Here is a 22727-nt window from a genome sequence, read left to right as displayed (position 1 = left end):
CACCGGACGGTTGACAGTCTGCCGCATCCATCGCAAGCGGCGCGGCATGGCTATTATCGCAACCATCATGAACAGCGCCACCGGTCAACCGATCCAGAAAATGACCTTTGGCCGCATGCCCAAACCCTGGGCCTCCTTCAGCCTCGAGACCGGCGAGCTGGTTACCGCCGAGCGGATCGATGTCGGCACGCCGGCGCATGGCAAATTTGTCGCGCCGGTCTCCATCTGGGTTACGCCCAAGACCAAGGCCTGACCGATGAGCGTTGCTTTCCGCAGAGAAGGTGATGACGAGCATCTCGAACCCAAGTTCGAGCATCCGATTCCTGTCGGCCCCAATCTGGTCACCGCGCGCGGATTGCAGCTGATCAAGAACCGGGTAGCCGAGTTGCAGGCAAAGGTCGCGGCGCTGACCGACGAGGTCGCGCTCAAGATCGCCAAGCGCGACCTGCGCTACTGGAATACAAGGCAATCGACCGCGGAACTGCCACCGGTGCCTAGCGGCGACAAGGTCGAATTTGGCACCAGAGTGACCTTCCTGCTCAACAGCAAGGAGAAGATTCTCTCCATCGTCGGCGATGACGAAGCCGATCCGGCCAGCGCGCTAGTGTCCTTTTCCGCGCCAATCAGCCGGGCATTAATGGGACTGGAGCCCGGCGAATTCGGCGATTTTTCCGGGCGGGAGGATGCGATCGAAATTCTGTCGATTGAGGCAATTCCGGCGACATAAGCCAGACAAATTGTTCAGACGAAACTTTACACATAAGCCGACTGTTATTTTCTGTGACCTTTGCCCAAAACCCTTAGAATTCTGGTATATTTCCTCCGCCAGCCTGACGCCTAGTGTGACCTTCCAGAAAGGTGCAGATCCGGTCGGGACGTGGTAAGTTGAGGGGAATGTCAAAGAGCCGGCCCCGAGGATAGCGATCCGCGCTGCTGTAGGAAAGCCCCATGCTAGCCCACGAGAATCACCCGCAGATCATTCACGTTGGTGCCGGATGGTCCGGTCATCAGCAGAGCGCCTGCCCTTTCGAAAGCTAGATAGCTATTGTCCTGCTCGAGCAGCTGACCCGCCTGATCGGCTCCATCCATCAGATCCAAAATGCCCGGCCATAAAAACGCGCCAGCATTGTCCTCCGAGCCATCTATGCCGTCGCTGTCGGCGGCAAATCCGCAAATATCCGGCTCGCCTTTCAATGCGAGAGCACAGGCTAGCAGATAGGCGGTGCAGCGACCGCCACGTCCATCGCGGTTGCGCAAGGTGACGGTTGCCTCGCCACCCGATATCAGCGCTGCCTTGCGGCCACTCGCCTTGATAGCAAGCGCCTGCGCGGCATGGTCGCGCCCGAGTTCCAGTGCGTCGCCCTCCAGCGCGTCGCCGAGCATGAGAGGTTCATAGCCCATGGCGCGAACGGCATCGACCGCCGCCGCGCACATGTCGGCCGGCCTTGCGCAGAGTTCGGCGGTTGAGCGCTGCATCTTCGGGTCGTCGGCTTTCGGTGTTTCCAGCGCGCCCGATGATAGTTGGCTTTTGATCGCTGGCGGGAGGGTGATGTCATATTTTGCCGCAATGGCCAGCGTGTCGGCGCAGGTCGAGCTGTCCGCAACCGTTGGTCCCGATCCGATCATCGCGATATCGTCGCCGGGAATATCGGAAATGGCGATCATATGGGTTGCCGCCGGCCAGGCGCGTGCGGCCAGACGTCCACCCTTGATCGCCGAGAGATGTTTGCGAACCATGTTCATTTCGCTGATTGGCGCGCCACTGTGCAACAGAGATCGCGTGACCGCCTGCTTTTCCGCCAGCGATATCCCCTCGGCAGGCGCCGGCAACAACGCACTCGCGCCGCCCGACATCAGGACGAGCAATAGATCCTCTTCGCCGAGCGCGTCCGCAGCCTGCAACGCAGTTTGCGCCGCTTCCGCACCGACGGAATCGGGGACCGGATGCGACGCCTCGACGATCTGGAAATTATCCGGTGCAAACCCCGGCTGGACATAGCCCTGGCGCGTCACGATCAGCCCGTCGGCATTCTCCGGCAGGCGATTCAGGACAGCGGCGGCCATCTGCGTGGCCGCCTTGCCAATGGAAAGCAGATAGGTCCGTCCCGAAACCTCTGGCCATTGGACAGCGCGCATGGCGGTGTCGGGCAGTGCCGGTTGCAGGGCCTGCAGATAGAGATCCTTTAAAAAAGCTTTTATTGAATCAGGATTTGTTGTTTGATGCACTGCACAATAAGGGCCCGATTGTTTCGCCGGGGTCAAGAAGATTTTCGGAGTGATATAATTAGTCATGAATGATCGCGCCACTATCGACCATCTTCTGCAACGGCTGACCGCGCATCTCGGCGCGGTTTATCCCGATCATGATTGCGAGGCATTGGCAGAACGCATTGTTGACCTGTTCTGGCCCGACAAGAGCAAGATGATCGTGCGATCGCAAATCGCCGACAAGCATTTGTGGGACGAGAGCGATATCGCGATGATCACCTATGGCGGCACGATCCGGTCAGAGGGAGAACGCCCGCTGCGGACTTTGCACCGCTTCTTGAAACAGCATATCGGCCAGACCATCGGCGCTGTCCATATTCTGCCATTTTTCCCCTACAGTTGTGACGACGGCTTCGGAGTGATCGACTATCTCGCGGTCGATGAGGACCTGGGCGACTGGTCCGATATCGAAGCCATCGCCGGCGACTATCGCCTGATGGGTGATCTGGTCATCAATCATGGTTCCAGCAAATCCGTCTGGTTCCAGCAATTTCTCTCCGACGAAGCGCCGGGCAAGGATTATTATTATACCGCTGATCCCGCAGCCGATCTTGGGCAAGTGGTGCGTCCCCGCGCGCATCCCTTGCTGACGCCGTTTCGCACCGCGTCGGGAGACCGCCATGTCTGGAGTACATTCAGCACGGACCAGCTTGATTTTGACTTCGCCAATCCCGAAGTGCTGATCGAATTTGTCAAGATTATCGCGGCCTATATCGACCATGGCGTAAGGATTTTCCGGCTCGATGCGGTCGCCTTTTTGTGGAAGAAAATCGGCACGTCCTCGATCAATCTCGACGAAACCCACGAGATCGTCCGGCTTTTACGCACATTGATGGATCATCATGTCGAAACATTGATCATCATCACCGAAACCAATATCCCCAATCACGAGAATCTGACCTATTTCGGCAACCAGAACGAAGCGCACGTTATCTATAATTTCTCTTTGCCGCCGCTGCTGGTCCACGCGCTGCTGACCGGCAACGCGCTCTATCTGAAACGACTGACGCGCAGCAATCCGCCAGCGCTGACCGGCTGCACCTATCTCAATTTCACTGCCAGTCATGACGGAATCGGCCTGCGCCCGACCGAAGGGGCGTTGCCGCAGGGCGAGGTCGACCAGATGCTGGCCGCCATCCAGAGCTTTGGCGGGCGGGTTTCGATGCGGCGCGGGCCGGGCGGAACCGAAAAACCCTATGAGATGAATATCTCGTTTTTTGAAGCGATGCAGGGGACGCTGGACGGGCCGGACGAGTATCAGATCGATCGTTTCATGGCAGCAATGTCGATCATGCTGGCGCTGGAGGGCATTCCGGCCATCTATATTCACAGCCTGTTGGCAACGCCGAACGGCTATGAAGAGGTCAACCGGACCGGTCATAACCGCTCGATAAACCGGCGCCAGCTGGATTATGATGAAATCACCGCGAAACTGGCCGATCCGGAAACGGTCGAAGCGCAGGTGTTCACGCGTTTTCTCTCACTGGTCGAGACCCGCAAGAAACAGCAGGCCTTTCATCCCAATGCGGTTCAATTCACGCTGGCGCTACCCGAGGGTCTATTCGGAATCTGGCGACAGAGCCGGGAACGGAAGCAGAGCATATTTGCGATCAGCAACGTGACCAATGAGGAAAAGACCCTCTCGCTGGCGGACATCAACCTGATCGCCGGAGACCACTGGTGGGATCTGATTTCCGGCCATATCATCACCGATATCGAGGGCGAGTTTACCCTGTCGCCTTATCGGACCGTATGGTTCAGTAACGTAGCTCCCGACGCGGCCTAGTCTTCCCCGGCCTAATCTTCATTGTCCAGCCGGACCGCTTCCTTGAACCGGTCGGTAAAGTCGGGAATGGCGCTGTTGATACGATTCCAGTTGGCCATGAAGGGCGTCTCGTTCGGCGATTCCAGAAATACTTCACCCGCGGTCATGATATTTTGCGCAAATAGTTCGACCGTTGTCTCTTCCTCGTGCCGGTCGAGCGTCAGGCCGTTCATCACCGCATCATTGTAGAACGTCTCGATTCGATCCAGCGCGATCCGGAAATAGGTCGCCTTGAGCGTCCGGAAGGTACCGGCGGAAAAAACCTGTCCGTCGGTAGCGAGTTTGCGGAAAAGGGATTTTGTGATGTCGATGCTCATTTTCGACAGACCGCCCTCGGGATTGTCATGCGAAACCGACTGGTGTTTATGATCATAATTGTCCGCAATCTCGACTTGGCAGATCGACTGGGTAGACTGGTTCCGCCACACTTCCGACAATACCCCCACTTCCAGACCCCAGTCGGACGGGATTCGGATATTCTTGACCACCTGCCGGCCCATCGCAAACTCGCCGGCGAGCGCGTAGCGGAAGCTGTTCAGATAGGTGATATAATCATTGGGCTCGCAGACTTTCTTGAGCGCCGCCAGCAAAGGTCCGATCAGCAGGCGCACAACCCGGCCGTTGAACTTCTCTTCCGTTGTCCGCGCATAATATCCTTTGGAAAATACATAAGGGAATGTCGGATTGGCCACCGGATACATCAGACGTGCGAGCAACTCCCGGTCATAGGTCAATATATCGCAGTCATGCAGCCCGACCACCTGGGCGTTGGTGGCGGACAGGAAATAGCCGAAACAGAACCAGACGTTACGGCCCTTCCCCGGTTCCGCCGGTGACAGGCCGCGCTCTTTCAGTTCGGCGTCGAGCGCAGTCAGCCGCGGACCACTGTTCCACAAGATATGATGCCGTTGCGGAAGCCGCGAGAAATATTGCTTCGCATATGCAAACTGCTCCTTGTCGGCGCGGTCCAGTCCAATGATAATGTCATCCAAATAGGGCACCTGACAAAGTTCATCGACGATATTTTCGAGTGCTGGACCTTCCAGCTCCGAAAACAGGCTGGGCAAAACCAAGGCCATGGGATTGGCCTTGCGAAACCCCATCAAGTCGGCCTCCAGCGATTCCACCGAGCGACCGGACAGATTGTGGAGTGTCGAGATGCTACCGTTTTGATGAAAATCAGCCATATATGTCCCTGCTTATGCGAAGAGCCGAGCCTAATCAGCTTTGGCGCAGGTTTAAACCCAATTCTGCCAGAATTTCTGTCACCGCGATCACCCATCCCGCAGGTCCGGGGAGAGAAGCGGTCCGGACGCGGGGTTTTGTTGATTCTATTGTCACGCCCTGGGGATTAGGCATGATCACGCCAAAATCCGCCGCCTCTATCATCGCCAGATCATTCGGACCATCGCCGAGAGCGATGGAAATGACGTCGCAATCCGGTTTTTGTCTATCAATGATTTTGATGATCTGAACCATCGCCTGCTCCTTGGTGGCGTGACCGGTCAGATGATAAAATCGTCCGCCGCGCTGGATCCGGAGACCGGCATTACCGACGATCGCGGCGAGGGATTCCAGTTCATCATCCGTGCCCGACCATAGAAAGGGTTCCGTTGCCTGCCGATCCTTGGCTCGCCTGGCATCGTCCAAGGCCAGTCCGGTAGCATCGACGACCGCCTCGGCTGACATGTCGGCAAAGCCGCGAAAATGGTGGCGCAGCGAGGCGGGCAGCTTGCCGATCTGATCCAGTATCGTAGGATATGCGATCCCCAGCGTGATTGTCTCTGATGGGCTATGCTCGATCCGGAAATAGCCTTCTGGACCATGGATGACAGAGCCATTTTCGGTCACACAGAGTGAAAAAGGTAAAGGAATCTCCTGCTTCAACCAGAGCAATTCCGCATAGGTCTTGCTGGTTACCGGAATGATTTCCGCCAGCGACTGCTGAGAAAGCCTCCCGACCAGTTGATCCGCCGGTTTCGCCGAATAGCCGTGATGATCAAGCAGGGTTCCGTCAAGATCGGTAAATATCACGGGGTAGACGGATCGCTTTGCCATGCTCGTGATATAGCAGTCCGACCGGAACCGGAAAGCGCTAATCCGGCGGGCCTCTCCTTTTGCAGCCAAAGCGGCTTAGTGTAGCCGCTTTGGCATGGTGGTCAGACGGCGGCGAGTGCCTGGTCGAAATCAGCGATCAGGTCATCCGGGTCTTCGACTCCGATCGAGATACGCACAAGATTATCGGTGATGCCGAGCGCAGCGCGGCGTTCATCGGGGACCGAGATATGGGTCATCGCTGCCGGCAGGCTGGCCAGTGTCTCCGTGCCGCCGAGGCTGACCGCCAGCTTGGCGATTTTCATCGTGTCGAGGAAGCGGAAAGCTTCCGCCTCGCCGCCCTTGATGAACAATGAGAAGGTCGAGCCGGCGCCGCTGCAATGGCGGTCGTAAATATCCTGCTGGCTCTTGTCCTCGATGAACCCGAGATAGCCGAGGCCGTCGACCTTGGGATGATCGCGCAGGAAGGTGCAGACTTTCAGCGCGTTTTCGCCAGCGCGAGTCATGCGCAGTTCCAGGGTCTCGAGGCTGCGCATCAGCATCCACGCGGTGTTCGGGTCGCAGATCGTGCCGATGGTGTTCCGGATTGCGCGGATCGGGTCCATATAGGTCTTGCTGCCGAGCACGCCGCCGGCGACGAGATCGCTGTGGCCGCCGACATATTTGGTCAGGCTGTAGATAACGATATCGGCGCCATGTTTGAGCGGTTGCTGCCAGAGCGGGCCGAGGAAGGTGTTGTCGATGGCGATTGGTGGTGCGCCGTCCTTCCCGAAGACCTGCTCGCGGGCATCGGCGACGCCTTCGATATCGACAAGGGCGTTGGTCGGGTTGGCCGGGCTTTCCAAATAGATGATCGCCACCTTGCCGCCATTGGCCGCTGCCTGCGCCTTAGCCTGTTCGAGCATCGCGGCGACTTCGGACGGCGCAGCGCCAGCCGGGAAGTCGAGGAAGGTGACACCGAAACGGCCGAGTATCTTGTTGATCAGCGTTTCGGTGGCGGCATAAAGTGGACCGCTGTGGACGACGACATCGCCCTGATTGACATTGGCCAGCAGCACCGTGGTGATCGCCGACATGCCGCTGGAGAAAACCAGCGCATCCTCGGCTTCGTCCCATATACTTAGACGGTCTTCCAATATTTCCTGATTGGGGCCGTTGAAGCGCGAATAGACCAGACCGTCCGAACCGCCGGGGCGTTTGCCGGTGATCCCTTCGAAGAAACGTTTACCGGCGGCGGCATTTTCGAAGGCAAAGGTCGAGGTCAGGAAGATCGGCGGTTTGAGCGATCCTTCGGAAAGCTCCGGATCATAGCCGTGGCCCATCATCAGGGTCGCCGGCTTCAGCTTGCGGCCACCGATTCTCTCGATCGGTGCCTTGGGCATCCTGCGCGTGACCGGAACCGCTGCATTGGGATCATCTTGCTTCGCCATAGTCTATCTCTCCACATCAAATATTTGCATGAAGTCTTGCCTGAAAATTTAACTGGTTACAACGGAAACCATCCACACGCAGCCGATTATGATCGGGATACCGGCGAGGTCGAGTAGCAGGCCGGATTTCAGCATTTTCGGCAGCTCTATATGGCCGGTCGACCAGGCAATGGCGTTAGGCCCGGTTCCGCTGGGCAGCATGAAGCCCCAGCTGGCCGCCATAGCAGCAGGCACAGCGAGCAACACCGGATCGACGCCGGTGGCGAGAATCAGGCTGGCAACCACCGGCATGATCCCGCTGGCCGTCGCGACATTGGAGGCGAATTCGGTCACGAGGATGACCAGCGCAACCAAAGCGATGGCAATCACCAGTACCGGCACCGATCGCAGCGGTTCTAGCGCCCCGCCCAACCACTCTGCCAACCCGGATTCGATAATCCCTGCGGCCAGCGCGAGACCGCCGCCAAACAGCATGATCACGCCCCAAGGCGCCTTGTTCGCTTCGTCCCAGTTGAGCAGGCGGCGACCAGTCCCGTCAGGCAACGAGAATAACAGCAGCCCGCCGAAAATAGCGATGCTGCCATCGTGCAAAGCGCCTTCGGGAAAGAGCGTCTTGATTTGCGGCAGGAACAGCCAGCCGAGCACGACAATCGCAACGACCGGGACCACGCGCTTCTCCGGAACGCTCCACGGCCCCGGCGAGCCGATGGCCAGTTTTGCTTTTACACCGTCGAAACTATGTCGGCCGACTTTTTGAACGGCGATAAGGATGATCGCGAGAACGGGGATGCCAATGATCACGATCGGGATGCCGAATTTCAGCCAGCTGAGGAAATTCAGGTTCATGCCTAATGTCTTGTTGATCAGGCCAGCGGCAATCGCGTTGGTCGGGCTGCCGACCAATGTGCCGAGACCGCCGATGGACGCGGCAAAGGCGACGCCCATGATGAGGGCGCCAGCAAAACCGTCGGTTTCGCCATCCTTGACCCCGCCAGCGACCAGCACCGCCAGCGCAATGGGGATCATGATCAAAGTCGAGGACGTGTTGGAAATTAACATGCTGAGCAAGGCGGTGGCGATCATGAAAGCAAATAATATGCCCCAGGCGCTTTTGCCGGACAGGCCGATAATCGCCAGCGCGAGACGCTTGTGCAAGCCAACCCGCTCGATTGCCAGCGCCAGAAAGGCACCGCCGAGTATTAGGAAAAGGATCGGCGAATAATATTGGCTGGCGGTTTCACCAGCGGTCATAACATCCATCGTTGGCAGCGCGAGAAACGGCAGCAATGCGGTCGCCGTCAGCGGCACCGCCTGCGTCATCCACCAGGTCGCCATCAACAGGGTCAGCGCGGCGACATGCCAGGCGGGCGTCGACATGGCCTCCGGAGCCGGAACGAGCAGCATGATGATGAATCCGGCGAGCCCCGCCCATAGACCGATGCGTTGTGCGTTCATGCCCTCTCCTGTTCCCACTGATACCAGCATGGGCTGGCGTAAAATCGATTGGTCTTTCTTAGCGGCCAGATCGGTTTAGGCCCCAGCCTTCGCTGGGGTACCGGTGGAAATCAATATTATTCGGCAAGGCCTATCAGCGAAATCTGCCGCCCGTAGCCCGCTTCATCGCGATGGCAGGAGCGGCGATAGCTGAAATAGCGGTCTTCGTGGGCGTAGGTGTCGAGGCCGAGTTTATCGATCTTGGCGATACCTGCTGCTTGCAGTCGGGCCGCAACATAATCCTCGATATCAAACTGGAAATGGTCCGCTTTTCCCGCTGCGAAGAAGCGGTCATTGGCCGCGTCTGTCTCGAGGAACCGCGTGCGGAAGGCGGCGTCGACTTCATAACTGGCCTGCGCGATGCAGGGGCCGATGGCGCAGGCAATATCGGCTCGATCCGACCCGAGCGCTGCCATCGCGGTGATGACATTGTCCGTCACACCGGCCAGCGCGCCCTTCCAGCCGGCATGAGCCGCGCCGATCACGTTCGCTTGCGGATCATGGAACAGCACCGGCACGCAATCGGCGGTCAATATGCCGAGCAAAAGGTCCGGCTGGTCGGTTACCATCGCATCGGCCGGCGGGCGCTGGTCGAGCGGTATCGGGCCGGTCACGGTCACGACTTCGGCGCTATGGATCTGATGGACCGTCACCAGTTCGCTGCCCGGCAGTACGCCTTCGGTCGCGCGGCGGCGGTTCTCCATGATGATCTCGCGATCATCGTCGCTGCCCAGACCGATATTCAGCCCGGCATAAATGCCTTCCGAAACACCCCCTGCCCGTCCGAGAAAGCCGTGTTTCGTGCCCTCGAGCAGGGAAGACGTCGTGATATCAAGCAAGGCTTTTGTGCACCTGTTCGGCAACATCTTTCGACAGATCCGGCTGCGCGGCGATTTTCTCCAGCGCCAGCCGCATCAGTTCCGACCGTCCGCGTTCATAGCGGCGCCAGCGGCCGAGCGTCGGGATGAAGCGCGCTGCGGTTTGCGGGTTCTGCTTGTCCAGCGCGATCACCATATCGGCAATCATCTGGTAGCCCTTGCCCGACGGATCGTGGAAGCGGACCGCATTGCCGGTGAACGCGCCGTAAAGAGCACGCACCCGGTTGGGATTGGACATATTGAAATCGGGATGGCGCGACAGGCCGTCGACCCGTTTCAGCGTATCGGTGCGCTGCGACATCACTTGCAGGCTGAACCATTTGTCGAGCACCAGCGCATTGCCTTTGAATCTCTTGTAGAAGTCGTCGAAAGCGATAGCGCGCTCGTCGGCTTCAAGATGCGACAATACCGCCAGCGCGCCCTGCATGGCGGTCATATTGTCCGCTTCGCGATATTGGTCGAACGCGATTTCGGCAGCATCTTCGGTGAAGGACGCGGCAAGATAGCCAAGCGTCACATTGCGCAGCTTCCGCTTCCCGCGCGCCTCGGCATCGAGCGAGAATTCGCCGGGCCAGCAGCTCTTGTATAATTTGCGGAACTGTTTTTCGAACTGCACCGCGATCTTGCCGCGCAATTTTTCGCGTTCCTCGTGGATCGCCTGCGGATCGACTTCGACCATCTGGTCACCGAGAAAGGCTTCGCTCGGCAGCAGGATCAATTCGGCGAGAAAGGCGGGATCGATCGACGTGTCGGCGAGAATTTTCGCCACGGCCAGCAGGATGATGTCGCGGTCGACCGGGGTCCCCATGACCTTTGCGGTCAGATAGCCGGTCATCAGCCGCTGCACGGCCTCGAAGCGAGCGAACGGATCGTCATCATGAGCCGAGAGAAAAGCCAGTTCCTCGGCGGTCTGGTTGCTGTCCAATATGATCGGCGCGGAAAAGCCGCGATTGATGGAGAGGATCGGCTGGTCCTTATAGCCTTCGAGAGTGAAGCTTTTCTCTGCCTGATCGAGCAGCAGCAACTGTTCGCCCTGATGCGCGCCGGTTTCCGGGTCGAGCAGCGCGGTTCTGAGCGGAATGAGCAGTTCAGACGCTTTCGGCTTCTCGCCATTCTGGGCAATTTTCTGGGTGAGATGCACCGTCGCCGTCCCGGTTTTCGGGTCGTGCGTTAATGTCGCGGACACTCTTGGCGTACCGGGCGTTTCATACCATTTGCGAAATTGCTTCAGATCGATTTCGCCGCCGTCTTCCATAGCGGTGACAAAATCCTCGCAGGTCGCCGCTTCGCCGTCATGCCGGTCGAAATAGAGATCGGTGCCCTTGCGGAAATTCTCCGGTCCCATCAGCGTGTTCATCATCCGGATGACTTCGGCGCCCTTGTTATAGATAGTCGCGGTGTAGAAATTGGAGATTTCCTGATAGCTTTCCGGGCGGATCGGATGGGCCAGTGGTCCGGCATCCTCGGGAAATTGCGCGGCGCGTAATATCCGAACATCTTCGATGCGCTTCAGCGCCGCCGAACCCATGTCGGCGGAGAAGCTCTGATCGCGGTAGACGGTGAAGCCTTCCTTCAGGCTGAGCTGGAACCAGTCGCGGCAGGTAACGCGATTGCCCGACCAATTGTGGAAATATTCATGGGCAACCACGCCTTCGATACCGTCATAATCGGCGTCGGTAGCGACTTCGGGATCGGCGAGAATATAGCGCGAGTTAAAGATATTCAGCCCCTTATTCTCCATCGCTCCCATGTTGAAATCGCTGACCGCGACAATGTTGAACAAGCCGAGATCATATTCGCGGCCATAGGTTTCCTCGTCCCAGCGCATCGAATCCTTGAGCGCCTGCATCGCATGGCCGGTGCGATCGAGATCGCCGTCACGGACCCAGATATTGAGTTCGACCGGTTTGCCGGAACGAGTTGTAAAACTGTCATTATTGGCGACCAGATCACCGGCAACCAATGCGAAGAGATAGCTCGGCTTGGGCCACGGATCGTTCCACTGCACCCAGTGGCGACCATTTTCGCCATCGCCTTCGGCAATCTTGTCGCCATTACAGAGGAGCACAGGGAATTTCGCCTTGTCGGCTTCCATCCGCACCTGATAGCGGCTCAGCACATCGGGCCGGTCGGGCGCGAAGGTGATCCGGCGAAAACCTTCCGCTTCGCACTGCGTGCACAGCATTCCGTTCGAGCCATAAAGCCCCATCAGCTGGGTGTTTGTCGACGGATCGAGTTCGACCTCGATCTCGACGCTATGCGCCGCGCCGCTCAACGGCAGGACCAGATCGCCCTCGACCAGCGTCCAGTCGGTTCTCGCCTCGCCGTCAACCTTGACAGAAGTCGGGGTGATATCGTCGCCCTGCAAAACCAAGGCCTCATCCGGCTTGGCACTTTTCGAACGCCGGACATCCAGTTTCGAACGGACCAGCGTATGCTCCAGATCAAGCTGGAAATCGAGTTCGACTTCCGGGATGAAAAAGGCCGGCGGACGATAATCCTCGCGGCGGATGGTGGCCGGATCCTTGGGGGCTGGCGCGGCATCGGCCATTTCGTCATTCGGGGCTTTTTGAATATCTAACATGGGGCTTGCCATAAGAGCCATTTGCACCCCGCGCAATTGCGTTTATGGCAAGGGCAAAAGGGAGTGGACCATGTCCAGAATATTTATGCTGTTTATCGCCGCCATGTTGGTTGCGGGTTTACCGGTGGAGAGCATTTTTGCGCAACCGGGGGCTGCGGCCTTTGACGTCGAGCAAGCCAGCCGCACCTATATCGACACGTTGCGGGGCGCCGAGCTCGAGAAATCCAACAATTATTTCCAAGGCGGCTACTGGCTGATCCTCTGGGGAGCAATCGTCGGCATATTGGTCGATTTCCTGATTCTGCAGTCGCGCCTGTCCGCTCGCTTCCGGGACTGGGCGGAACGGGTAACCAGCCGCAAATGGCTGCAGCCCGCGCTCTATGCCCTGCCTTATATCATCGCCGGATTTCTGATCACCCTGCCATGGACCATCTACACCGATTTTTTCCGGGAACAGCAATATGGCCTGATGAGCCAGGATTTCGGGGGCTGGTTCGGCGAGCAGATGATCGGGCTCGTGATATCGCTGATCATGTTCTCGCTGCTGATCATGGCCATTTTCGCTGTGATCCGGCGCGCGCCCAAGACATGGTGGCTATGGGGAACCGGCGTGGTTTCGATCTTTCTGTTTATCGGAATGATGCTCGGGCCGGTGTTCATTTCGCCACTGTTCAACGACTATCAAGAGATGGCGGAGGGGCCGATGCGCGACCGGATTGTCGCGATGGCGGCAGAATATGATATTCCCGCCGACAATATCTATGTGTTCGACCAGTCCAAGCAGCATAAAAGGATATCAGCCAATGTTTCCGGTATCGGCCCGACGATCCGGATTTCTCTCAATGACAATCTGCTCGAACGCACCGATCCGGAAGAGGTTGCGGCGGTGATGGGGCATGAACTGGGCCATTATGTCCTTGGCCATACCTGGCGCACCATCCTTATTCTGGCTCTGATCATCGGCTTCGGACTGTTCGTGGTCGCGCGGCTCGCTCCCCGGCTGATCGAACGCCATGGCGCGAAATGGGGCATCCGGACCATATCCGATCCTGCGGCCATTCCGTTGCTCGGCCTCATCCTGACCGCCTATTTCTTCGCCGCGACACCGGCGCTCAATAGCCTGGTCAGGATTACCGAAAGCGACGCCGATAAATTCGGGCTTGATACGGCAAGAGAACCGGACGGCTTTGCCAAAGTGTCGATGCGATTGTCGGAATATCGCAAGATCGAACCGGGGCCGGTGGAGGAAATGCTGTTCTTCGATCACCCCTCCGGCGCCACGCGGGTGCGCATGGCGATGCAGTGGAAAGCCGACAATGTCGAAAATCCGGTGATTCAAAGCCCGGGCAAGCTGGAGAAAGAGTAGCTAGCGATGCCGCACATGCTGATCTTCGGAATGGGCTATACCGCCTCGCGGCTAGCCGAGCAGTTGCGCAGCAGCGGCTGGAACGTGACCGGAACGCGCCGCGAATCGAGTGATGGCACGATCGCCTTTGATGACAGGCCTGCGGTTCTGACGGCGCTGGCGGATGCCACGCATATATTATCCTCGGTCCCACCGGCCAGCGATGACAGCGAGCCTGTGCTCGATCAATATGGCGAGGCGATCGCCTCTGCCTCTCTGCAATGGAGCGGTTATCTCTCCGCCACCGGCGTCTATGGCGATGTCGATGGTGCATGGGTCGACGAGAGCGCACCCATAGGCTCTGGCCGCCGCAAGGCGCGGAGCCAGGCTGATCCGCGCTGGCAGGATTTGCGCGGTGACATGCACGTGTTCCGTCTGCCCGGCATATATGGTCCTGGCCGCAGCCCGCTCACCCGCGTTCGCAGCGGCAAGGCCCGGCGCGTCAATATGCCGGGTCAGGTATTCAGCCGAATCCATGTCGATGATATTGTTTCGGCGGTGATCGCTTCATTCGATGGCCCAGCCGGAGTGTATAATACCGCGGACGACCTGCCCGCGCCGCAGCATGAAGTCATCGCTTATGCAGCGCGATTATTGGGGATGGACGTGCCGCCCTTGCAGTCGCTGGAAGAGGCCAATCTCTCTCAGGCCGCGCTGGGCTTCTATGAAGAGAACCGGCGCATTGCCAATAGCAAGGCGAAACGGCTGCTCAACTGGCAGCCGCAATATCCGGATTATAAGGCGGGCCTGCGGTCGCTGCTCGACTGATATTCAAGCGGCGATGCGGGGCGTCTTCGGTTTGCGCGCGCGCAATGCCACCAGCAGGCCGAGCATCGCCAGAACCGCCCCGACAGCGGGCAGCCAGGTCCAGACATAATCTTCGAAAATCGTCGACAATATCATCGCCACCACCGGCACCAATACGCTGGAATAGGCCGCCTTGCCGGGGCCGATTTCTCGGATCATCGAGAAATAGAGCGGGAAGGTCACCACCGAACCGATGACGCCGAGATAGACGATCCCGCCCCAATAGGCCGCGCGCATTTCGTAAACCGGCGGTCCTACGGTTATCCAGGACAGCGCGAAATTGATCAGCGCGCCGAACAGCATCGCCCAGGCGAGGACCGTGATGATCGGATAGGATTTGAGCCGCTTCCCGGCCTGCATCACATTGGCAATCGACGCCGACATGATCCCGCCGAAGGCCAGCGCCGCACCGATCAGCACTTGTTCGAGGCTGGCCGGAGAAGCCCGATATTCGTGCCAGAAGAGCAGCGCGATGCCGACCGCAGCAATGGCAGAACCGCCGAGAAATGCGCCCGATATCTTGTGGCCCAGAAAAATACGGCCCATGATCGCGTTGGGCACCATCAGCAATGCAAACAGCACCGCGACCAGACCCGAAGTGATGAACAGCTCCGCGTTGTAAACGAAATTGAAATTGAACGAGAACTGGAACAGCCCCAGGATGAGAGCGAACAGATAGCCGGTGCGGTCGAGCCGGAACGACAGCCGCTTATAGGCCACCAGCATGAACATTGCTGCAGCGGCAATGATGAACCGGTAGCTGACCGACCAGCTTGGCGGCACTTCGGAAATCTGGTCCTTGATCACCAGCCAGGTCGACCCCCAGATCAACGAGACCAGCAGGAAGGGGATCAGGATGCGGGGTGTGAGCAGGCTGGGTTCAGCGCTCTCGTCGCCGCTCATAGGGCGGCAATCGCTTCGGCAAGCGGGCGGACATCCCCGGCGCTCTGGTTCCAGCTGGTCACAAGTCGCGCCTGCCCTTCACCCCAGTCGTAGAAATCAAATCCGGTGGCGCGCAGCTGCGCCGCTTCATCGGCCGACAATTTGATGAAAATCTCGTTCGCCTCGACCGGGTAGAGCAGCCGGTCATGAGCGGCCTTGGCGATGATTTGCGCACCGGCGTTGGCGGCGCGTGCATTGTCGAGCCACAGGTCATTTTCGAGCATCGCCAAAATCTGCGCAGCCAGAAAACGACCCTTGGACTGCAAATGTCCGGCCCGTTTGCGTCGATAATGGGTGTCTGCGGCCAGCGTCCGGTCAAAGAATACCAGCGCTTCCGCGCTCATCCCGCCATTTTTGACAAAACCGAAGCTGAGCGCATCAACACCGGCCTTCCACGTCAGTTCCGCAGGCGAGCAGCCGAGCGTCGCCACCGCATTGGCAAAGCGCGCGCCATCCATATGCAGGCCGAGCCCGCGCGCCTTGCAGACCTCAGCCAGCCCGGCGACTTCATCGGGGTGATAGACCATGCCATATTCGCTGGTATTGGTGATCGAAACGGCGGCAGGCTGCACCTGATGGACATCATCACGGATAGCCGCGCAATGGGCCTCTACGCTTGCTGCCGAGAGCTTTGCCCCTGCCCCGTCGAGCAACATCAACTTTGCCCCACCGGTAAAGAAGCCCGGCGCGCCTGCCTCATCCTGCTCGATATGCGCTTCCTTGTGGCAGATCACGCCCTGGTGCGGCTGGCACATCGCGGCGAGCGCCAGCGAATTGGCCGCCGTCCCGGTCGCCACCCACAAGGCCTCGACTTTGATCTCAAACAGATCAGAAAAGGCATCATTGAGCTGTGCGCTCAGCGCATCGCCGTCATAAGCAGTGTCCTGCCCATTGGCTTGGGCGAGCGCTTCCAGCAATCTGGGGTGCACCGACGCGGCATTATCAGAGAAAAATCGCATCGCCAGCGCATGGCTCAGAGCCTCAGGCTCGTCAAGATGCCTAGAGTGAGATCTACTACTCCGACACCTCGACAATATTGTCGTCACTGTCCCGGTCGATATATTTATTATAGGGATCGACACCGGCAAATTCGGGCCGCTTGCTGGTCACGATACGGATTTTCTGCGTTCCGGACGTGATCTTGTGACGCTGATTGTACAGCACATCCTTGCTGTCAAACGCCCCTTGACCCGGACTTGCACTGAACAAGCCGATGTCAATCTCGTCGACTAGGTCGGCCTTGCTTTCCTTGCCCAGACCATCGGCATAATATTTGGCTGCTTCGATAGATATTTCGGTTTGATAGCGCCCGTCGGCCAGCTTGGTGACGGTGGCAGAGCCGGCCTTTAGATCGTAAATCGTGATCTTCTCAAGCAAATCTGCAACCAGTTGCCGCTCCGCCTCATTGCGCGCCAGCGACTTGAAGCCGTCGACCAGATCGGTGGACGTTGCGTAGGGAGGCCCCTTGAACTTGTAGCGGCCCAGCAGCGCGGCGAGCATCTTGTTGACCCGGTCTTCACCAAGCCGATCCTGCAGCAGATACATCACTACCGCGCCCTTGCGATAATGGATATAACCCTGGTCTTCGACCTTGTTGAGCGGCAGCTCTTCCAGCGCTTCATTGCCGCGGGCATTGAGATAATTGTCGAGCTCATATTTCAGGAAGCGACGGATTTTATCCTCGCCATAGACCTGCTTCATCACCATCAGCGCCGAATATTGCGCCATGGTTTCGACCAGCAAGGTCCCGCCCTGCATATTGGCGCTGATCAACTGATGCGCCCAATATTGATGCCCGAATTCATGCGCCGTCACATAGGTCACATAGTCGATATCTTCGGGATCTGTGATATTGGCAAGAAATCCGACTCGCTCGGAATAGGGCACGGTTCCGGCGAAGGCCTGCGCAAAGCTGGCATATCCCGGAAACTCGATTATCCGCGCATAGTCGAACTGATAGGGTCCGAAATTCTTCTGATAATAGGCCAGCGACGTCTCGGTCGCATCCAGCATGGTTTCGACGTTAAAGTCATGTTCCGGCTGATAATAGACCGCCATGTCGACGCCATTGGCGCTGCGTTCGGCGACCGCATAATTCGCTGACTGGACCGAGAAAAAGGCCAATATCGGATTGGTCGAGACAAATCTTGCGATGCGCCGGTCACCCTTTATCTCGTCCGATATTTTGCTACCGGGCGCAATCGGGGTCTGGTCCTTGCTGGTGCTTACCGTGATATCGGACATCACCCAGTCGGCATTGCCGACATAATTTTGCTCGCGCGCGCTTTCGTCGCCAAGCTTGGGTGGCCGAAGTTCTGAAGGAAGCCGATATTTGCGGCGCTTGGTCCGGTCGGTCAGCAATCCGCTGCGGTTCATTCCCAGTTGCGGCGAAAATTCGCTGTTGTTCAGGAAAGTACCGTTGCGAACCAGGCGCACATCATTTTCGCGTGCGCGGAATCCCTGGGCATGGCGAAGGGCCTTGAAAGCGATGCTTCTATGTTCGCCGACCGCCATCGGAGTGTCGAGCCGATAGATGCGATATTTATATTTTTCGTCGTTCATTTCCAATCTGGAATCGGGAACATCGACCGATGTGATCTGAACGGCAGGATCTTGAAAGCGCACGTGCAAAACTTCCACTGGCGCACCGGTGTCGTTCACTATGTCTGCCGAGCCAGCCACGTTCAGCTTTTTCTCTTCGGGAAAAATGTCGATATTCAGCTTGATGCTGGTGAAGGCCGGTTGCTTCAGAACTTCATATTTCAGATATTTCTTCTCATATTCGGCCTGCATTTCCTCGAGACCGTCGCGCGCCACATATTCGTTCACGACATTTATATTCTGATAAATGTAGAAACCCGTCGCGGCGGTGATCGCCACCAATATCCCCAGCAATCCGCCCGCCGGGCTGGCCAGCCGGCGCGGCAGTTGCCGGATACGGGGCAGCAGGCTTGTTTCGGTTCCACGTCGCCAGACGAAATGGGCCAGCAACGCCAGTATCGCTGCAAATGCGCCCCAATAGAGGCGGCCCCACCATGCACCGACACCGCTGACCATATCGCCGTTCATATCCGAAAGCGGCACCGGGATGCCCTGGCCGAACAGATAGAGCGGATGATTCCAGCCAATGATGCTGAAGACAATCGTCGCCACCATATAGAGGACCATGATGCCCCAGCCGATATATTTATTCGGGCTGAGCGCCTGGACAAATACCGACAATATGCCGAGCGTCACCATTTCGACCGTACCGGGCAACAGATACCATTGCAGATATTTCCCGAACTCCAGATCGGTGAAGCCCTTGCCCAGTTGGATCAGCATCGCCGACAGCATGGAAATGACCAGGGCGGTCAACAACACGCCAATGACCGCCAGCGCCTTGGGCACCATATAGGCCCAGTTCGGCAAGGAGGTGGAATCGATAATCTCGTGCATTTTCCGGTCGCGATCACGCCAGACCAGCTCACCGCCATAGAAAATAGCCAGGATCATCGGGAACAGGGTGAAGCCGCCCTCCAATATGCCAATCACATAGAATGTTCTCGGGTAGACCGGCGTGCCATAGGGTACGGTGTTCAATATCAGACCGGCTCCGGAAGAGAATAGACCGATGAAGATAATGATGAAGAATGCCGGGCTTTTGAAAATCTGGGACATTTCAAAGCGTGTCCGGGTGATCAGCCTTATCCAGGTTGATGCGCCCGGGTTGGCGGCGGGCAAGGTTTCGAGCAGCGTTGGTTTTTCCATCGCGAGGGTCGCTGCCTTCTTCTGCTGCTTATTCAATTTCCGTTTCGAGACACCGCGCTCGGCGAAACTGAAGCGCGAATAGGCAAAGGCCAGAGCCGCCAATGATATGCCGATCCAGATCAGCCGATTGGCGAGCAGCACTCCGTCAAAGGGCGCCATCATGCTGTTGCTTTCGGCGGCGGTCCAATAGCGGGTTATATATTCATAAGCGGCTCCGCCAAACGGCTCCGCATAAGCACTGAACAACAGCAGCGCGGGATCAAATTCCGTGATCGCGCTGAACACCAGATAGAGGACGAGAAAGGTGATGACGGCGACATAGCTGTACATCATCGATCTGGTGACGGTGGCGACCGCAAAAAACAGGCAGGACGTCAGAAATATCGACGGCAGGGCCAATAGAAAATAGGCGTAGAGATAGTCGACCAGCCGATTGGGGCCGATGGTTTCGGGATCGACCCAGGGCATGTAGGAACCCAGAAAAATCGCCAATGGCACGGTCAGAAACGCAATCGCGGATATGCCAAAGGCACCGGTGAACCGGCCAATCAGATAGTCAAACTTGCTGACCCGGGTCGATCGAACCATCGGCCCGAACCCGCTGTCATCATCCCGGACAATGACATTGGCGACAAAGGCCGTGGTCACGAACATGAAGAATATCGACATTATGATCGTCGTCTCGGCCAGCGCCGCCGGGCTATTGGCGTGGACATTGCCGCCGTCGCCAATTTGCACATTTTCCGATGTCGCGGCCCCGAAGGTGAGTAGGAAGAAAATGGTGGTGACCACCCAGAAAACCGGGTTGCGAAGCTGGTAGCGCAGTTCAAACGCAGCAATCTTGCCGAACATAGTCTCTCTCCCGCTCAGGCTGCGTTGGATTGGGTGGCGGTTTCCTTGCGCGCGCCCGCCAGTGTCGAGAAATAGACATCCTCCAGTCCTCCGTTCACCGCTATAAACCCGTCTTTCGGATCGCTGGAGCTCAATATGTGGATGACCGTCGAACCCGCGAAGAGACGGGTGGAAATGACTTCATATTTTGCCCGATAGCTGTCGAGCTCCTCGCGCCGGATCGTTTTGGACCAGATCGTACCGCCGGTTTTCTCGATCAGATCGAGCGGTGCGCCCTCCAGTTCGATCCGGCCATTGGCGATGACCGCCATTTGCGGGCAAAGATCGGAGACGTCCTCGACGATATGGGTGGACAATATGATCACGACATTCTCGCCGATTTCGGCAAGCAGGTTGAGGAAGCGGTTGCGCTCCTCGGGATCGAGGCCCGCCGTCGGCTCGTCAACAATAATCAGCTCGGGATTGCCGATCAGCGCCTGAGCTATGCCGAAACGTTGCCGCATGCCGCCGGAAAATCCGGCAATCGCCTTTTTCCGGACATCCCACAGGTTTGTCTGGCTGAGCAGGGTCTCGACCGTAGCCTTACGATCCGCTGCGGACGCTATGCCCTTCAATACCGCCATATGGTCGAGCATGTCATAAGCCGACACGCGTGGATATACGCCAAAATCCTGCGGGAGATAACCAAGCGATTCGCGCAGCTTTTCCGGTTCCTGCAAAATGTCGAGATCGCCAAAATATATCTCGCCCTGAGTCGGCGTCTGCAGCGTCGCCACCGTTCGCATCAAAGTTGATTTGCCCGCGCCATTGGGGCCGAGCAAACCGAACATACCCTTTGGGATCGACAGGCTGACATCGTCGAGCGCCTTGGTGCCGTTCGGGTAGATATGCGTCACATTTTTGAGTTCCAGCATCCTCGAATTCCTGCCCATATAATTAGGATTGATCGAGGTGTATTATATAGGCAACTCACCAAATGCAATGCACAAGTGCCCACCGGGCCATGTCGGATGATCGCCGCTATGCAATCTTATTGAATAAGAGGCCGATAATCGGCGCTTTTGAGCGTCAGCATATAGGCCGCAAGTTCATCAATCCGCTTTGCGTCAATCTCGAAGTCCATCTGTTCCGGGTAATTGTGCGAATCGCGAAGCCAGGTCTTCATGCTATTTTCAGTCAGACCCCGAACATTGACTATAGACTCGAACGGCGGGGCCTTCTGGTTCGTTGAAATTTGCCCGCTGGTCACACCGTGGCAAGCGGCGCAATGCGTTTTGGCAAAAACCAGCCCTCTGGCGGCTTTGTCTGAATGCGAAGACAATTCGGGATTTGCGACAGCAGTGTTGATATCACTGGCTGACGGCTTTGTTGCCGCGGTCATACAACCGGTAATGACGAGCGGAAGGCAAACTGTCAGTAGAAACAGACGCATGATGATTTCCTGCTGAATTCATGTCCCCGAAACGGGACTTGCGCCGATATAGGCAAGTTTCGATCTCCCAGACAAGGCAAGAAAATATTTCCGTATCATACAGGAAATACGCGCTATCCGGTTCGTTGCGTTTGCAGCGCACCGATAGCAAAAATCAGAACAAGGCCCCTGCCATGATAGCAAAGGCCTTGTCTGTTCATTCTGTCGGTTATGGTTATCGCATCGGCTATGCCGGCAATGCCGGCAACGCCTTTGTCGTCAAAAAATCCGGAGAGCCGGATCTCGCAACCACCTCCCCGCAGATGGAGCGTCTAAAGAAGTGCACAAATAGTCAATATTCTTGCGGAGTGTAATACAGGCCCACATCAATGCTCTCGAAAATATGAACACCGAAATTATCCTGCTTTCGCCATCGGACCACCCCTTCGAAAAGCCCTGAATCGGCTAGTTCTATTTTCACGGCTTCTCCGACCAAAGGGGGAGAATCGCATATCACGCGAACTCCGTGTGCTGACAGGTTTACAATGTAGACATTGTCACATTGCTCGCCAGCACGGTAGAGCACTGCATCAGCACCCACATTAATTCTGGTCTCACGGTCAAGCGCATCAAGCGCATTTAAAAACATCTGGTCACTGGTCATTGTTGTTTGAGCCATCATAGCTACTGTTCCCTTACTTAAGTTACGTGCACTCCTTTACTAATTGACGGAAAGTTCTCCGGATAAACCGGCAAAATCCTAGCCGACAATGCAGAAATTATTTAGGGTAAAATAGTTGATAACTATTGAAGATTGGCAAGACCACCCGGCTTGTCTGCGGCGAACGCGATAGCGGGCTTGGACGATCGGGGATCAATCCACTTACTGCGGCTGGAAGGGCATAAGGATACTGAAGGGGGACTATTGCCGGGGCGCTGCTGTGAAAAATTCCTGCAAATATTATGCTATCCAGCGCCCCCTCCAAGAGCGGACAAGCCAGAGACGATCGGGTTCTGTTGGCTAGC

General features: G+C 57.3%; 19 protein-coding genes. 6 read left to right on the top strand and 13 right to left on the bottom strand.

Going from position 1 to position 22727, the window contains the following annotated elements; all coding sequences use genetic code 11:
* The first annotated feature begins 46 nt into the window (after window positions 1-46).
* On the top strand, window positions 47-253 hold the full coding sequence (locus tag ACWFTY_RS05500) for a hypothetical protein (protein ID WP_447526366.1): 207 nt from the start codon (window positions 47-49) through the stop codon (window positions 251-253).
* 3 nt (window positions 254-256) lie between these two features.
* Window positions 257-727, top strand: coding sequence for a GreA/GreB family elongation factor (locus tag ACWFTY_RS05495; protein ID WP_447526365.1), 471 nt, complete (start codon window positions 257-259; stop codon window positions 725-727).
* A 224-nt stretch (window positions 728-951) separates the two neighbouring features.
* On the opposite strand, the gene ACWFTY_RS05490 is transcribed toward ACWFTY_RS05495, so the two are convergent.
* Window positions 952-2292, bottom strand: a complete 1341-nt coding sequence (locus tag ACWFTY_RS05490; RefSeq protein WP_447526364.1) for a glycerate kinase type-2 family protein — start codon at window positions 2290-2292, stop codon at window positions 952-954.
* Here ACWFTY_RS05490 and ACWFTY_RS05485 point away from each other — a divergent pair.
* Complete coding sequence (locus ACWFTY_RS05485; RefSeq protein ID WP_447526363.1) at window positions 2291-4054, top strand: sugar phosphorylase; 1764 nt, start codon at window positions 2291-2293, stop codon at window positions 4052-4054. The two genes, ACWFTY_RS05490 and ACWFTY_RS05485, sit on opposite strands and share 2 nt — an antisense overlap.
* A gap of 11 nt (window positions 4055-4065) precedes the next feature.
* Here ACWFTY_RS05485 and ACWFTY_RS05480 read toward each other — a convergent pair whose 3' ends face one another.
* The 6 genes from ACWFTY_RS05480 to pepN form a co-directional block, all read right to left on the bottom strand.
* Window positions 4066-5280 (bottom strand): hypothetical protein, encoded by a 1215-nt coding sequence (locus ACWFTY_RS05480; RefSeq protein ID WP_447526362.1) that lies wholly within the window; start codon window positions 5278-5280, stop codon window positions 4066-4068.
* A gap of 34 nt (window positions 5281-5314) precedes the next feature.
* Complete coding sequence (locus tag ACWFTY_RS05475; RefSeq protein WP_447526361.1) at window positions 5315-6151, bottom strand: HAD-IIB family hydrolase; 837 nt, start codon at window positions 6149-6151, stop codon at window positions 5315-5317.
* A 101-nt stretch (window positions 6152-6252) separates the two neighbouring features.
* The gene (locus tag ACWFTY_RS05470) at window positions 6253-7530 is read right to left on the bottom strand and encodes a cystathionine gamma-synthase family protein (RefSeq protein ID WP_447526847.1); all 1278 of its coding nucleotides are present in this window, start codon (window positions 7528-7530) and stop codon (window positions 6253-6255) included.
* A gap of 96 nt (window positions 7531-7626) precedes the next feature.
* Window positions 7627-9033, bottom strand: a complete 1407-nt coding sequence (locus ACWFTY_RS05465; protein WP_447526360.1) for an SLC13 family permease — start codon at window positions 9031-9033, stop codon at window positions 7627-7629.
* Window positions 9034-9149: 116 nt separating this feature from the next.
* Complete coding sequence (gene pgeF, locus ACWFTY_RS05460) at window positions 9150-9911, bottom strand: peptidoglycan editing factor PgeF (RefSeq protein ID WP_447526359.1); 762 nt, start codon at window positions 9909-9911, stop codon at window positions 9150-9152.
* Window positions 9904-12501, bottom strand: coding sequence for an aminopeptidase N (gene pepN, locus ACWFTY_RS05455; protein WP_447526846.1), 2598 nt, complete (start codon window positions 12499-12501; stop codon window positions 9904-9906). The genes pgeF and pepN overlap by 8 nt, the downstream gene beginning before the upstream one ends.
* 103 nt (window positions 12502-12604) lie before the next feature.
* Between pepN and ACWFTY_RS05450 the strand changes: the two genes are divergently transcribed.
* Together ACWFTY_RS05450 and ACWFTY_RS05445 are read left to right on the top strand one after the other, a co-directional pair.
* Window positions 12605-13900 carry a M48 family metallopeptidase gene (locus tag ACWFTY_RS05450; RefSeq protein ID WP_447526358.1) on the top strand — a complete coding sequence of 432 codons (1296 nt, stop codon included), beginning with the start codon at window positions 12605-12607 and terminating at the stop codon, window positions 13898-13900.
* A gap of 6 nt (window positions 13901-13906) precedes the next feature.
* Window positions 13907-14707 (top strand): SDR family oxidoreductase, encoded by an 801-nt coding sequence (locus ACWFTY_RS05445; protein ID WP_447526357.1) that lies wholly within the window; start codon window positions 13907-13909, stop codon window positions 14705-14707.
* Window positions 14708-14710: 3 nt separating this feature from the next.
* Here ACWFTY_RS05445 and ACWFTY_RS05440 read toward each other — a convergent pair whose 3' ends face one another.
* The 5 genes from ACWFTY_RS05440 to ACWFTY_RS05420 form a co-directional block, all read right to left on the bottom strand.
* Window positions 14711-15649, bottom strand: coding sequence for a DMT family transporter (locus tag ACWFTY_RS05440; RefSeq protein ID WP_447526356.1), 939 nt, complete (start codon window positions 15647-15649; stop codon window positions 14711-14713).
* Complete coding sequence (locus ACWFTY_RS05435) at window positions 15646-16647, bottom strand: threonine aldolase family protein (RefSeq protein WP_447526355.1); 1002 nt, start codon at window positions 16645-16647, stop codon at window positions 15646-15648. The genes ACWFTY_RS05440 and ACWFTY_RS05435 overlap by 4 nt, the downstream gene beginning before the upstream one ends.
* A 55-nt stretch (window positions 16648-16702) precedes the next feature.
* Window positions 16703-20290: a M1 family aminopeptidase gene (locus tag ACWFTY_RS05430; protein WP_447526354.1), complete on the bottom strand. Its 3588-nt coding sequence runs from the start codon at window positions 20288-20290 to the stop codon at window positions 16703-16705.
* Window positions 20291-20304: 14 nt separating this feature from the next.
* Entirely contained in the window at window positions 20305-21204 is a 900-nt protein-coding gene (locus ACWFTY_RS05425; protein ID WP_447526353.1) for an ABC transporter ATP-binding protein, read from the bottom strand.
* A 116-nt stretch (window positions 21205-21320) separates the two neighbouring features.
* The gene (locus tag ACWFTY_RS05420; protein ID WP_447526845.1) at window positions 21321-21671 is read right to left on the bottom strand and encodes a c-type cytochrome; all 351 of its coding nucleotides are present in this window, start codon (window positions 21669-21671) and stop codon (window positions 21321-21323) included.
* A 176-nt stretch (window positions 21672-21847) separates the two neighbouring features.
* Here ACWFTY_RS05420 and ACWFTY_RS05415 point away from each other — a divergent pair, with 176 nt between their 5' ends.
* Window positions 21848-22075: a hypothetical protein gene (locus ACWFTY_RS05415; RefSeq protein WP_447526352.1), complete on the top strand. Its 228-nt coding sequence runs from the start codon at window positions 21848-21850 to the stop codon at window positions 22073-22075.
* Here ACWFTY_RS05415 and ACWFTY_RS05410 read toward each other — a convergent pair.
* On the bottom strand, window positions 22054-22383 hold the full coding sequence (locus ACWFTY_RS05410) for a PilZ domain-containing protein (RefSeq protein ID WP_447526351.1): 330 nt from the start codon (window positions 22381-22383) through the stop codon (window positions 22054-22056). The genes ACWFTY_RS05415 and ACWFTY_RS05410 overlap by 22 nt on opposite strands.
* Between the last annotated feature and the right edge of the window lie 344 nt (window positions 22384-22727).

It is taken from the genome of Parasphingorhabdus sp. NYA22, from assembly GCF_976973735.1.
The sequence above is the reverse complement of the archived record's forward strand: the minus strand, read 5'-3'. Positions and strand labels throughout refer to the sequence as shown.